Origin of the sequence: Polynucleobacter sp. MWH-S4W17 (assembly GCF_018687535.1) — a bacterium.
Taxonomy (GTDB): Bacteria; Pseudomonadota; Gammaproteobacteria; order Burkholderiales; family Burkholderiaceae; genus Polynucleobacter.
Map to the genome: position 1 here is coordinate 975,946 of NZ_CP061295.1, position 13,406 is coordinate 989,351.

General features: G+C 45.6%; 9 protein-coding genes. 6 read left to right on the forward strand and 3 right to left on the reverse strand.

Annotation, left to right across the window (positions count from 1 at the left end):
- Nucleotides 1–34: 34 nt before the first annotated feature.
- Nucleotides 35–1,498: a peptidylprolyl isomerase gene (locus tag C2755_RS05090; protein ID WP_215322158.1), complete on the forward strand. Its 1,464-nt coding sequence runs from the start codon at nucleotides 35–37 to the stop codon at nucleotides 1,496–1,498.
- An 18-nt stretch (nucleotides 1,499–1,516) separates the two neighbouring features.
- Here the strand turns inward: C2755_RS05090 and C2755_RS05095 are convergent, their stop codons facing one another.
- Nucleotides 1,517–2,188 carry an arylesterase gene (locus C2755_RS05095; protein ID WP_215322161.1) on the reverse strand — a complete coding sequence of 224 codons (672 nt, stop codon included), beginning with the start codon at nucleotides 2,186–2,188 and terminating at the stop codon, nucleotides 1,517–1,519.
- 2 nt (nucleotides 2,189–2,190) lie between these two features.
- Between C2755_RS05095 and C2755_RS05100 the strand changes: the two genes are divergently transcribed.
- Genes C2755_RS05100 through C2755_RS05110 form a run of 3 tightly spaced genes read left to right on the forward strand, consistent with a single transcriptional unit; the run spans nucleotide 2,191 to nucleotide 7,699 of the window.
- Nucleotides 2,191–2,865 (forward strand): ABC transporter ATP-binding protein, encoded by a 675-nt coding sequence (locus C2755_RS05100; RefSeq protein WP_215322163.1) that lies wholly within the window; start codon nucleotides 2,191–2,193, stop codon nucleotides 2,863–2,865.
- Between the two features lie 21 nt (nucleotides 2,866–2,886).
- Nucleotides 2,887–6,924, forward strand: coding sequence for a phosphoribosylformylglycinamidine synthase (gene purL, locus C2755_RS05105; RefSeq protein WP_215322164.1), 4,038 nt, complete (start codon nucleotides 2,887–2,889; stop codon nucleotides 6,922–6,924).
- A complete protein-coding gene (locus C2755_RS05110) occupies nucleotides 6,869–7,699 on the forward strand; it encodes a spermidine synthase (RefSeq protein ID WP_251368553.1) in 831 nt (276 codons plus the stop codon). Before purL ends, C2755_RS05110 begins: the two co-directional genes overlap by 56 nt.
- A gap of 83 nt (nucleotides 7,700–7,782) precedes the next feature.
- Here C2755_RS05110 and C2755_RS05115 read toward each other — a convergent pair whose 3' ends face one another.
- Nucleotides 7,783–10,368, reverse strand: a complete 2,586-nt coding sequence (locus C2755_RS05115) for a bifunctional aconitate hydratase 2/2-methylisocitrate dehydratase (RefSeq protein ID WP_215322166.1) — start codon at nucleotides 10,366–10,368, stop codon at nucleotides 7,783–7,785.
- A 176-nt stretch (nucleotides 10,369–10,544) separates the two neighbouring features.
- Nucleotides 10,545–10,733, reverse strand: coding sequence for a superinfection immunity protein (locus tag C2755_RS05120; RefSeq protein WP_215322167.1), 189 nt, complete (start codon nucleotides 10,731–10,733; stop codon nucleotides 10,545–10,547).
- Between the two features lie 111 nt (nucleotides 10,734–10,844).
- Between C2755_RS05120 and C2755_RS05125 the strand changes: the two genes are divergently transcribed.
- Together C2755_RS05125 and kdsA are read left to right on the forward strand one after the other, a co-directional pair.
- On the forward strand, nucleotides 10,845–12,506 hold the full coding sequence (locus tag C2755_RS05125) for a CTP synthase (RefSeq protein WP_215322169.1): 1,662 nt from the start codon (nucleotides 10,845–10,847) through the stop codon (nucleotides 12,504–12,506).
- Between the two features lie 9 nt (nucleotides 12,507–12,515).
- Nucleotides 12,516–13,379, forward strand: a complete 864-nt coding sequence (gene kdsA, locus C2755_RS05130; RefSeq protein WP_215322170.1) for a 3-deoxy-8-phosphooctulonate synthase — start codon at nucleotides 12,516–12,518, stop codon at nucleotides 13,377–13,379.
- Nucleotides 13,380–13,406 lie beyond the last annotated feature (27 nt).

Here is a 13,406-nt window from a genome sequence, read left to right on the forward strand (position 1 = left end):
GTGGTATTCATCTTTTTTACTAGCGAACTTTTACATGTTTGATACCGTCCGTAAGCACCAGCGAATTCTGCAGTTTGTATTAATGCTTTTGATCGTCCCATCTTTTGCCTTCTTTGGAATCTCTAGCTATTCCAGCTTCATGGACAAAGAGACTGACATTGTCAAAGTTAACGGCAAACCCATTACTGCTCAGGAAGTAGATTCAGCTGCGAAACGTCAAGCTGAGCGCGTTGGTGGAAACGCTCAGATTGCTCAAAGCCTCCAATTTAGACAGGCAATTTTGAATGAGCTATTGCAACAACGCATCCTTGGATTTGCAGTCAGCAATTTACGTTTACAAGTTGGCAAGGAGGCTCTCGTTAAGAGTTTGCAAAATATTCCGCAGATTCGCGCCCTATATAAGCAAGATGGAAGTTTTGATGATGCGCGCTTCAAGCAGCTCTTGGCTAGTAATGGTTTAAACGAAGAGCAGTTTTATGCCAGCCAGGCTTTTGATTTAAAAATTAGCCAATTGGTGAATTCTGTAGCTCGGACAGAAATCGGCAGTCCAAAATTATCTGAAATCGTTTCAACCCTTTATGAGGCTGAGCGTCAAGTTCAGTCCCTATCATTTGATGCCAAAGATTACCTAAGCAAGGTAAATCCATCCCAAGAAGACCTGCAGGCTTTCTATAACGCCAACACAAAGCTATTTGAGAGTCCAGAGTATGTGGATGTCGAGTACATCGTTCTCAAAGCTGATCCAAAAGAAGATGCCAAAGTATTTAGCGATAAAGCAGATCAATTTGCCAATATCACTTATGACCAGTCAGACAGTCTTAAGCCAGCAGCAGATAAATTAAAGCTCAATGTCCAAACCCAAAAGGGTGTCACTCGCTCTGGAGCAATGGGTGTTGCTAAAGATCACCCATTGGCCAATCCTAAGGTAGTCCAATCTTTATTTGGCGATGAAGCTGTTAAGAACAAACGTAATATTGAAGCAGTGCAAACATCCCCTGGTGTTTTTGTTTCAGCACGTGTTATCACCTTCCACCCAGCACAAACTTTGCCATTTAAAGATGTGGCGGCAGAAGTGAAACGTCAAGTTAGCCAGCGCATGGCTGAAAAGCTTGCCATCAGCGCAGCAGCTGAGCGCTTAGCTTCGCTAGAAAAAGATCCTAAAAGTGCAGCCGGTTTTGCAAGCCCAATTTGGGTTTCTCGCAATAAGCCTGCAAACTTAATTGGCGGAGCGCTTGATGAGGTAATGTCCACTAACCCTGATAAATTTCCTGCGCTGGTTTCTGTTCAGAATCCTGGGGTCGGCACTATTCTGTATCGTGTTGATCAGCTAAGGCAGCCCACAGGTGCAGATGCCAAGGTCCACAAGGCACAAGCGCAACAAATCCAAGCATTGGCAGCTCAGTCTGAATTTGCTGGGTTTATGGCTTATTGGCGCGATGTTGCTGGGGTTAAGCTAATTAATCCCCTTAAGCCGCCATCATCTGGTGCGGGCAGTTAAGCTGTATCGCTAAATTACTTATTGACTCTTCAGCAGTGTTTGATATGGGGCCATAGCGCCCCATACATTTTTAAAGAGAATGACTTGCGCCTTTTCGTTAGGATGCATGCGATCTGCTTGAAATAAATTGATGTCAGAGGCAACATTCTTAAGAAAAAACGGTACAAGCTCAACCTGTTCCTGACGAGCAAGCTTGGGATATAAATCATGAAACTCCTTCGTGTACTCCTGGCCATAATTTGGTGGAATTTGTATGCCAAACAAAAGGACTTTGGCCCCAGAGGCCTTGCTTAACTGAATCATCTTGCGTAAATTCTTTTCTGACTCCTGGATAGATAGACCGCGCAATGCATCATTTGCTCCGAGTTCCAATAGAACGATGCCCGGCTTTTTTTGCTCTAGTTGTTTTGATAATCTGGATAAACCACCAGCGCTAGTTTCGCCACTAATGCTGGCGTTAAATACGCCCCAGGAGCTTCTCTGTCTTTGGAGTTGATCCTCTAGCAGCCTTACCCAGCCGGTACCTCGAGCCAATCCATACTCAGCTGAAAGGCTATCGCCCATAACTAGTATTGTTGGATTTGTTTGAGCTTTTGTGCCAAAAGGAATAAACAGGCAAAATAGGGCAGTTGCCATTAATGCGGCTTGCAATTTTTTACTCAAGAAGTTCAACCAAATATATTGATTCATTTATGAGTATTCCAGTGAAGGTCCTTAGCGCAATACATCTAGGTAAAGAAGTTTTATCTAGTAATGGATCATTAACTATTTTGCACGACATTAGCTTTGACGTCTTTGAGGGTGAAAGCATCGCCATCACCGGAGCTTCGGGTTCTGGAAAAAGTACTTTACTTGGACTTCTGGCTGGATTAGATGCGCCCTCTAGTGGGCATGTTGAGTTGGTCTCTCAAAATCTGAATCACCTGGATGAAGATGGGCGGGCAAAATTAAGGGGGCAAAAGGTTGGCTTTGTATTCCAATCCTTTCAATTGCTGCCTCATTTGACAGCCCTTGAAAACGTCATGCTGCCAGCTGAGCTGAACAGCATGGCAAAGTCCAAAGAAAATGCTCTGGTCTGCCTGGACCAGGTGGGTTTAAGTGAGCGAGCCAACCATTTCCCCAAAACTTTATCAGGCGGAGAGCAGCAACGGGTTGCTCTGGCAAGGGCTTTCATCATGAAGCCGGCGATTTTGTTTGCCGATGAGCCTACGGGCAGCCTTGATGAGGGTAGCGGGAATCGGGTTATTGAGCTGCTTTTTGACCTAAATCGAGCCAATCATTCCACCCTTATTTTGGTCACCCATGACAAGGCCCTGGCTAATCGGTGCCAGCGGCAGTTACACCTTCAAGGTGGGCGATTGTTGTAGGCAAAACCTTATAATCTAGGGATGTCTTTTTTCCACTTTTTGTCTGGCGCTGATGCGCTTTCCCCCTTTCGCCAACAGCGACTTTTAGCCACTTTGGCTGCCCAAGGGGTTGATCTTGAGTCTATTGAAGCTCAATACCTTCATTTCATATGGTCAGAGGCTGAGCTAAAAGCCAAAGACCAAGAAGTCATGGCTAGTTTATTGACCTATGGCCAGCCGTTTCATTCCAAAATACATCCAGGAAAGCCTTGGTTCGGAACTGGTAAGGGTGAGAATCAAGGCGCCATCGTTATCCCAAGATTTGGGACCTTATCTCCTTGGGCTAGTAAGGCTACTGATATAGCTCGTCAATGTGGATTAGATGTGTTGCGGATTGAGCGTGGCGTACAGTTTTCATGGAAAAGTAAAAAGGCGTTAACTCCAGAGCAAAAAAAATTAGTGCTAGCTGCGATACACGACAGAATGACCGAAACGGTGATTGATTCTACGGATGCAGCCAATGCTTTATACCAATCTCTCGAAGACAAGCCTCTAACTCGCATACCAGTGATGACTGAAGGCAGAGTTGCCCTTGATAAAGCTAATCAGGAATTAGGCCTTGCCTTATCTGATGATGAGGTAGCGTACATTGTCGAAAACTTTATCCGCCTGCAACGCAACCCATCAGATGTTGAGTTAATTATGTTTGCGCAAGCAAATAGCGAACACTGTCGCCATAAGATATTTAATTCCAGCTGGACAATTGATGGGGATGATCAAGAACGCTCTTTATTTGCCATGATCCGCAATACACACCAATTGCATCCAGAGGGAACGATCATTGCGTATTCTGATAACTCCGCAGTCATGGTTGGCTGTGAAGCGGAAACCTGGGTTCCTCAAGGCAAAGATCAGCTCTACGAAAAAGATACTCGCCTAGTCCATACCCTCATGAAGGTGGAGACACATAATCACCCGACTGCAATTGCTCCTTTTCCTGGGGCATCTACAGGTGCGGGCGGTGAAATTCGTGATGAGGGAGCAACTGGCATTGGTGGCCGACCTAAAGCTGGTCTGACCGGTTTCTCAGTTTCCAATTTGAATATTCCAGGCACAGACCTTCCTTGGGAGAATCTGAAATACGGTAAGCCTGAGCGCATTGCTACACCTTTACAAATCATGATTGAGGGTCCACTAGGCGGCGCTGCATTTAATAATGAGTTTGGCCGACCAATCTTGGGTGGTTACTTCAGAGTCTTTGAGCAAACATTAGATGGCATACGCCGCGGCTATCACAAGCCCATCATGATTGCTGGTGGCATTGGAAGTATTGATTCTATTCATACTGAAAAAAAAGCAATTAAAGCAGGGCACCTATTCATTCAATTGGGCGGTCCAGGTATGCGAATCGGCATGGGCGGTGCTACGGGTAGCTCTGTTGCAACTGGGACTAATACTGCCGATCTTGATTTTGATTCTGTACAGCGAGGCAACCCAGAAATGGAGCGTCGCGCGCAAGAAGTGATTAATGCATGCCGCGCTCTGGGTGACCGCAATCCAATTGTTTCTATTCATGATGTAGGCGCGGGTGGCATATCAAATGCATTCCCGGAGCTTGCAGATGGAGCTGGATTGGGGGCTTCATTTAAACTTCGGAGCGTTCCACTCGAAGAAAGTGGCATGAGTCCTGCAGAGATTTGGTGCAATGAATCTCAGGAACGTTATGTTTTGGCAATTGATGCCAAGGACTTAGATTTATTTAAATCATTTTGCGAACGTGAACGCTGCCCCTTTGCGGTAGTTGGAGAAGCGACTACTGAACGTCAACTGGAATTAAGTGACTCAAAGCAGCCGTTATCTGATGATGCAGCGCTGCCAATTGATATGCCGATGGAAGTTTTGCTTGGTAAGCCTCCAAAGATGCATCGCAACGTTACAAGAGTTGACCAGGAGTTCAAAGAATTAGATGTAACTGATGCCGATCTTGCCCAATCAATAGCCTGGGTCTTGCAACAACCTACCGTAGCTAGCAAATCTTTCTTAATTACGATTGGTGACAGAACTGTTGGCGGTCTAAATGCCAGGGATCAGTTTGTTGGTCCATGGCAAGTACCAGTAGCTGATTGCGCCGTAACCCTGATGGATTACAAGGGGTATCGCGGCGAAGCTATGTCCATGGGTGAAAGAACTCCATTAGCGGTTATAGACGCACCAGCAGCTGCACGCATGGCAGTGGGTGAGGCGATTACCAATCTCTTGGCTGCAGATATTGCCAGCCTCGAAAGCGTAAAACTTTCTGCAAACTGGATGGCAGCATGCGGATCTCCTGGCGAGGATGCTAAGCTTTATGACTCCGTTAAAGCAATCGGTATGGAGCTGTGTCCCGCGCTTGGAATATCGATCCCAGTGGGTAAAGACTCTCTATCTATGTCTACCGCATGGCAAGATGGTGATGAGGCCAAGAAAGTAGTCGCACCCGTATCTTTAATTATTTCTGCTTTTGCATCTGTGCTTGATGCCCGTAAAACATTGACACCTCTGCTTCAATTAAAGGGCAAAGACGGATCTCCACAAGAGACTGAGCTGATCTTGATTGATTTAGGGCGTGGCAAGAATCGTATGGCGGGAAGTATTTTGGCTCAAGTACTTGATCAGTCCGGAAAGTCAGTGCCTGATATTGATCATCCAGAAGATCTCAAGGCTTTGGCCGCCGCCATAATTGAACTGCGGAAAGCGAATAAGCTTTTGGCCTATCACGACCGTTCTGATGGCGGGTTATTTGCCGCCGTCGCTGAAATGGCTTTTGCCTCTCATTGCGGAATTTCGCTCAACGTCGATATGATCGCTATGGACGCTGGACAGGAGCCTGATTATGGTGATGCCAAGAATTGGGCGCAGCAGGTTTCTGGTCGCCGCCATGAGCAAACGATGCGCGCATTATTTAATGAAGAGTTAGGCGCAGTAATTCAAGTTCGCAAAGAAGATCGTGATGCGGTGTTTGCCGTATTGAGAAATTTGGGCTTAAGTGCTCATAGCCATGTGATCGGCAAACCCAATACCAACGGTCGTATTGAAATTTGGCGTGATGCTAAAAATATTTTTGCTGAGCCGCGTGAGATGCTGCAAAAGATCTGGACCAATACTAGCTATCAAATAGCCCGTTTACGTGACAATCCTGCCTGTGCTGATAGTGAATTCTCGCTCTTGGACAATGTTGCCGATACAGGGATGAATCCTAAACTCACATTCAATCCTTCTGAAGATATTGCAGCGCCGTTTATCACTAAGAATGTACGCCCTAAAGTAGCCATATTGCGAGAGCAGGGCGTGAACTCCCATGTTGAAATGGCATATACAGTAAATTGGGCTGGATTTGATAGCTATGATGTCCACATGTCTGATTTACTCAGTGGCAAGGCTAAATTAGAAGACTTTAGAGGGCTTATTGCTTGTGGTGGCTTTAGTTACGGAGATGTATTGGGGGCTGGAGAAGGCTGGGCAAAAACAATTCTGTTCAACCAACAGCTTCGTGATCAGTTTTCTAAGTTCTTTGAGCGTCAAGACAGCTTTGCGTTAGGTGTTTGTAACGGCTGCCAAATGATGAGCAATCTCTCGGGAATTATTCCGGGTGCAGAAGCATGGCCTAAATTTACGCGTAATCAATCGGAGCAATATGAAGCGCGCTTAGTGATGGCTGAAGTAATGGCTTCGCCTTCCATATTCACCCAAGGCATGGAAGGCAGTCAGATACCTATTGCCATCGCTCACGGTGAGGGATTCGCCAACTTCAGCCAACAAGGCAGCTTAGAGCAAATTCAAAAGCAGGGCTTAGCTTCACTCCGCTTTGTGGATCATCAAGGCAACCCAACAGAAATTTATCCAATGAATCCAAACGGGTCTCCCAATGGTTTAAGTGGGGTCACGACACCTGATGGTCGTTTTATGGTCATGATGCCTCATCCCGAGCGTGTATTTAGAGCTGTGCAGATGAGCTGGTGTCCGCCTGAATGGTTGGATACCCCTGATGGTGCTAGCCCTTGGCTACGCCTATTCCGCAATGCCCGTCGTTGGGCGAATTAAGTTGTCTGCTGATGGATTAATGGAGCCGGTCACTTTTTCTGAAAGTGGCGGCGTTCGTTATCTTCACTTTGGTACGGACTCCATTCAGGGAGCGATGCGTATTCGTGATCCTGATGAGATTTATTTAGAGTACAACCAGCAGATGATGGCCTGGCTATTATTTTTGGAAACTAAGCCCGGCATGCGGATAGCCCAGCTAGGTTTAGGTACCGGCGCATTAACAAAATTTCAACATCGATATTGCCCAGCTGTGAAAACTACCGTAGTAGAGTTCAATCCCGCTGTAATCGTTTCTGCAAGATCTATGTTTTTTACACCTGACGATGATCGCCGCTTAGAAACTCTACAAGCTGATGCAAAACTATTCGTCAAGAATAAAAAGTATCAAGACTGCTTTGATGCTGTTCAGGTTGATTTGTATGATGCCATTTGCGATGGTCCTGCGGCAAGCTCTTTGGATTTTTATAAAGGTTGCTACGATATTCTCAAAGGGCCCGGTGTGATGACGGTGAATTTATTCTCGCGACACAAAAGCTTTGATATAAACCTTAAGAATATCTGCGAAGCTTTTGATAACAGGGTGCTCTTATTTCCTGAGTCCCATGATTGCAATGTCGTCGCAATCGCATTTAAGGGCCCTAAGCTCGAGGCGGAATGGAAGGGTGTCTCAAAACGGGCAAAACTGATCCTTGAAAAAACTGGGCTCCCTACTAATAAATGGGTTTCAGGCATTAGTCGGGAGAATGCCCGACAAGAAGATAAGCTTTCGATCTAATACTTCGAAGCAAAAGAAAAAGGCGATCGTTTGATCGCCTTTTTTTGCCGTTCAACCTATTGCTAGGTTGAGGGTATTGCGTATTACACGGTCACAGTATCTGCAACATCGCTAAATGACTTGAGCTTGTCAAAACTCATGTATTTATAAACATCGCCAGCTTTAGCATCAAGAGCCTTCACTTGCTCCAAATACTCTGCAGGAGTAGGTAGGCGACCCAAGAGTGCGGCAACAGACGCCAATTCAGCAGAAGCCAAATACACGCGAGTATCGATACCCAAGCGGTTAGGGAAGTTACGAGTAGAGGTTGATACAGCTGTGGAGCCCTTGCGGATCTGCGCTTGGTTACCCATACAAAGTGAGCAGCCTGGGCTTTCCATGCGGGCACCAGCTGCGCCTAACATGCCGTAGTAGCCTTCTTCCATCAAGACCATAGCATCCATCTTAGTTGGAGGCGCTACCCATAAACGGGTTGGCATATCTTTCTTACCTTGTAGCACCTGACCAGCTGCGCGGAAGTGGCCAATATTGGTCATGCATGAACCAATAAATACTTCATCAATCTTGTCACCCGCAACTTCAGACAACACTTTCACATCATCCGGATCGTTAGGGCATGCAAGGATAGGCTCTTTGATTTCATCGATATTGATTTCGATAATCTCTGCATAGTCAGCATCTGCATCAGCTTTAAGAAGCTGAGGATTAGCAATCCAAGCTTCCATGGCTTTGATACGGCGACCAAGAGTACGCTTATCTTCATAACCATTAGCAATCATCCACTTCATCAAGGTGATATTTGATGTCATATATTCAATAATTGGCTCTTTGTTCAAGTGAACAGTACAGCCGCCAGCAGAGCGCTCAGCAGAAGCATCAGACAATTCAAACGCTTGCTCAACTTTTAGGTCAGGTAGACCTTCAATTTCAAGAATACGACCCGAGAAAATGTTCTTCTTGCCTTGTTTCTCAACGGTCAACAAACCTTTTTTGATTGCATATAAAGGGATGGCATTTACTAGATCACGTAAGGTGATGCCAGGCTGCATCTTGCCTTTAAAGCGCACCAATACAGACTCAGGCATATCTAATGGCATCACACCTGTAGCAGCTGCGAAAGCAACTAGTCCTGAACCAGCAGGGAAAGAAATGCCAATTGGGAAGCGAGTATGGCTATCGCCACCAGTTCCACAGGTATCTGGGAGGAGTAAGCGGTTCAACCAGCTATGGATCACGCCATCACCTGGTCGCAAGGCAACGCCACCACGATTCGTCATGAATGGCGGCAACTCATGTTGAGTGCGAATATCTACAGGTTTTGGATAAGCTGAGGTATGACAGAACGACTGCATTACGAGATCGGAAGAGAAGCCAAGGCAAGCCAAGTCCTTCAATTCATCGCGCGTCATTGGGCCTGTTGTGTCTTGTGAGCCAACAGTAGTCATATGCGGCTCGCAGTACGTACCGGGCCGAACACCTTGGCCCTCTGGTAAGCCACATGCTCTACCAACCATCTTTTGAGCCAAGCTGAAGCCCTTCTTGTTATCAACAGGATTAACTGGAAGGCGGAATTCAGTAGAAGCAGGCAAGCCCAGGGCAGCCCGTGCTTTAGCAGTTAAGCCACGGCCAACGATTAAAGGAATGCGTCCGCCAGCGCGTACCTCATCCAGAATGACAGGCGACTTCAATGTAAAGCTGGTAATTTCCTTACCGTTTTTGAATACCTTTCCTTCGTATGGGCGAAGTTCTATTTCATCACCCATATTCATTTGAGAAACATCTAATTCAATTGGCAATGCTCCGGAATCTTCCATTGTGTTGAAGAAGATCGGGGCGATATTGGTGCCTAAGCACACACCACCAAAACGCTTGTTTGGTACGAATGGAATATCTTGACCTGTCCACCATAGAACAGAGTTTGTTGCAGATTTACGTGATGAGCCTGTACCAACAACGTCCCCAACGTAGGCAATTTGATTGCCTTTTTTCTGGAGAGCAGCAATTTGCTTCATAGGACCACGAACACCAACCTCATCTGGCTCAATGCCAGGACGAGGGTTTTTGAGCATGATGGTTGCATGTAGCGGAATATCAGGGCGGCTCCATGCGTCTGGCGCAGGAGAAAGGTCGTCGGTATTGGTTTCACCGGTTACCTTGAAAACAGTTAACTTCATGCTTTCTGGAACTGCAGGGCGGCTAGTAAACCAGTCCGCATTGGCCCAACTTTGCATTACCGCTTTAGCATTTGCATTGCCTTTTTCAGCAAGCTCTTGAACGTCGTTGAAATAATCAAACATCAAAAGTGTTTTCTTGAGCGCTTCTGCAGCAGCAACTCCGCACTCAGAGTCAGATAAAAGCTCTACTAACGGTTTGATGTTGTAACCACCTAGCATCGTGCCCAAAAGTTCGGTAGCACGAACGCGGGAAATCAATGGAGATTTTTCTGTACCTTTGGCAACAGCGTCTAAGAACTCAGCCTTTACTTTGGCTGCATCGTCTACACCAGCAGGAACACGGTTAGTGATTAATTCAACTAGCTCAGCTTCTTTCCCGGCAGGTGGGTTTTTTAGCAATTTAACCAGTTCAGAGGTTTGATCCTTGGTTAAGGGCAGGGCTGGAATACCGAGAGCTGCGCGTTCAGCGACGAGGGCGTTATAGGCTTCTAACATTATGTTTCCTATGAGGTAAAGGTGATCAATAGAAAGGCCAAAAGGGAATTTTCTCCCGTTTTGCCAAATTATAGTTGCTAAATCAAGTCTTATATAAGAGTTTAAACCCTAAAAAAGGAGCAAATTTTTCAAAATAAAGGTTTTATTTGGACCTATGGCTTAAAAATATGGGTCAATTACACAACTTGCTCTTCTTTGAGGGCCCAAACCAGTGCAACTACCCAGCCAATCAGGGACCACCCTAAAAACAGGTTTAAGGCAAAAATAGCTCCTGTATTTGCCCTTTTTTTGTGAAATGCAATAGCAAAAGGGAGGAAATAAAAGAGGGAGAGAATACTGATTAATATCGCAAATAAAAGGCGCATAGGTATTAAATCATTAGATTTGGGTAGACGAGATCCTATATTAACGATTTTGAAATTTCCCCACCCCTGATGGCTATCGTTATAATTACTTTTTCCAACAGAGCTTAAGCGATGACCAAATACGTTTTTGTCACTGGTGGTGTGGTTTCTTCTTTAGGGAAAGGAATCGCAGCTGCCTCGCTTGCCGCGATTCTTGAATCCCGCGGCCTGAAAGTCACCCTCCTAAAATTAGATCCCTATATTAACGTTGACCCGGGGACCATGAGTCCACTGCAGCACGGAGAGGTTTTTGTAACCGAAGATGGTGCTGAAACTGACTTAGACTTGGGTCACTATGAGCGCTTTGTTTCTGCAAAGATGCGCAAAAGCAATAACTTCACCACTGGCCAGATTTATGAGTCAGTCATCAGCAAAGAACGTCGCGGCGAATATCTTGGAAAAACAGTCCAAGTGATTCCGCACATTACAAATGAAATCCAAGCTTTTGTAGAACGCGGCGCTAAAGCTAGTCATGATGGCAAAGCAGATGTTGCTATTTGCGAAATAGGCGGCACTGTTGGCGATATTGAATCACTACCGTTCTTAGAGGCTGCAAGACAGATGAGCTTGCGTCTACCTTTGCATGATTGCGCTTTTGTTCATTTGACTCTTGTGCCATATATCCATAGTGCTGGCGAGTTAAAAACTAAACCAACGCAACACTCTGTTCAGAAGCTTCGTGAGATCGGCATCATGCCGACAGTATTGCTCTGCCGTGCTGATCGCCCAATTCCGGAAGATGAGCGCGCAAAGATTTCTTTATTTTCAAACGTACGTGAAGAGGCAGTGATTTCAGTTTGGGATGTAGATACGATTTATAAGATTCCTGAGATGCTCCAAGCCCAAGGCATGGATGATTTAATTTGCCGCCAACTAGACCTCAAAGCCAAGCCAGCAGATCTTTCTGTATGGGCCAATCTAGTTTATGAAATGGCCAATCCACAACATGAGGTCACCATTGGTATGGTTGGCAAGTATGTGGAGCTAACGGAGTCATATAAATCACTGATTGAAGCATTGCGTCATGCAGGCATACATACGCATACCCGTGTCAATATTAATTACATCGATTCCGAAGTCATTGAAAAAGATGGAATTGATTGTTTGCAAAACTTGGATGCGATTTTAGTTCCAGGTGGCTTTGGTAAACGTGGCACCGAAGGCAAAATTGCTGCCATTCGTTATGCACGCGAAAACAATGTTCCTTATTTAGGTATTTGCTTGGGTATGCAATTGGCCGTAATTGAATTTGCACGACATGTAGCGAATCTTACTAAGGCGAATAGTACTGAATTTGATCCTCAGTCAGAACAGCCTGTTGTTGCCCTGATAACCGAATGGTTGGACAGAGAAGGGCGAGTAGAGAAACGCACTAATGACTCTGATTTGGGCGGCACTATGCGTCTTGGGTCGCAACGCTGTCCGGTTAAGGCTGGAACCTTAGCCCATCGGATTTATGGTTCCGAAGTAAATGAGCGCCATCGTCATCGTTATGAGGTAAACAACACCTATGTGCCTCAGCTAGAGAAATCTGGTTTGATTATTTCAGCTAGAACCCCCAATGAAGAGTTGCCAGAGATGATGGAATTACCAACATCTATGCATCCTTGGTTCTTCGGTGTGCAGTTTCACCCTGAATTTACTTCAACACCGCGGGATGGGCACCCTTTGTTCTCAGCCTTTATTAGCGCTGCACTTGAGCACCAAACAGCCGCTGAAAAGCAAGCTGCATAAAGGAAGAATATGAGAGCATTTAAGCTATGTGGCTTTGACGTCGGTCTAAATCAACGTTTCTTTTTAATTGCTGGCCCATGTGTCATTGAGTCAGAGCAATCAGCTATTGATATTGCGGGTCAATTGAAAGAAATTACTTCTGCTCTAAATATCCCGTTTATCTACAAGTCATCGTTTGATAAAGCCAATCGTTCATCAGGAACGTCTTTTCGAGGTTTAGGCATGGAAAAGGGCTTAGAGATTTTGGCTAAGGTTAAAAAACAAGTTGATGTTTCTGTACTTACAGATGTTCATGACATCAGTGAAATTGCTGCCGTAGCTAGCGTTGTAGATGTATTGCAGACTCCTGCATTTTTATGCAGACAAACTGACTTCATTCGTGCCTGTGCTCAAAGTGGCAAGCCCGTGAATTTTAAAAAGGGTCAGTTTCTTTCGCCGCACGAGATGCTGAATGTTATTGAGAAGGCTCGAGTAGCTGCCGCTGAAAAAAATCTTCCAGATCAATTTATGGTTTGCGAACGTGGCGCCTCCTTTGGCTACAACAACCTGGTTTCAGATATGCGTAGCTTGGCAATTCTGCGGGAATCTAACGCGCCAGTAGTATTTGATGCTACTCATTCAGTTCAATTGCCTGGAGGTCAAGGCAACTCTAGCGGCGGTCAACGTGAATTCGTACCCGTTTTGGCGCGTGCTGCTGTAGCAGTCGGCATTAGCGGCCTATTTATGGAAACCCATCCTGATCCAGCAAAAGCGCTATCCGATGGACCGAATGCTGTTCCATTAGATCGCATGAAAGAGTTGCTTGAGTCTTTGGTGGCTATCGACAGCGCTGTTAAATCATCGGGAAGTTTTTTAGAAGACAGCTTTAAATAAGTTATTAAAACCCATTTCATATTGTTT

What these genes read in the sequence shown, in the direction of transcription:
- C2755_RS05090 (WP_215322158.1), top strand. Translation starts at nt 35, where the DNA reads ATGTTTGATACCGTCCGTAAGCACCAGCGAATTCTGCAGTTTGTATTA.
- C2755_RS05095 (WP_215322161.1), bottom strand. Translation starts at nt 2,188, where the DNA reads ATGAATCAATATATTTGGTTGAACTTCTTGAGTAAAAAATTGCAAGCC.
- C2755_RS05100 (WP_215322163.1), top strand. Translation starts at nt 2,191, where the DNA reads ATGAGTATTCCAGTGAAGGTCCTTAGCGCAATACATCTAGGTAAAGAA.
- purL (WP_215322164.1), top strand. Translation starts at nt 2,887, where the DNA reads ATGTCTTTTTTCCACTTTTTGTCTGGCGCTGATGCGCTTTCCCCCTTT.
- C2755_RS05110 (WP_251368553.1), top strand. Translation starts at nt 6,869, where the DNA reads ATGGTGCTAGCCCTTGGCTACGCCTATTCCGCAATGCCCGTCGTTGGG.
- C2755_RS05115 (WP_215322166.1), bottom strand. Translation starts at nt 10,368, where the DNA reads ATGTTAGAAGCCTATAACGCCCTCGTCGCTGAACGCGCAGCTCTCGGT.
- C2755_RS05120 (WP_215322167.1), bottom strand. Translation starts at nt 10,733, where the DNA reads ATGCGCCTTTTATTTGCGATATTAATCAGTATTCTCTCCCTCTTTTAT.
- C2755_RS05125 (WP_215322169.1), top strand. Translation starts at nt 10,845, where the DNA reads ATGACCAAATACGTTTTTGTCACTGGTGGTGTGGTTTCTTCTTTAGGG.
- kdsA (WP_215322170.1), top strand. Translation starts at nt 12,516, where the DNA reads ATGAGAGCATTTAAGCTATGTGGCTTTGACGTCGGTCTAAATCAACGT.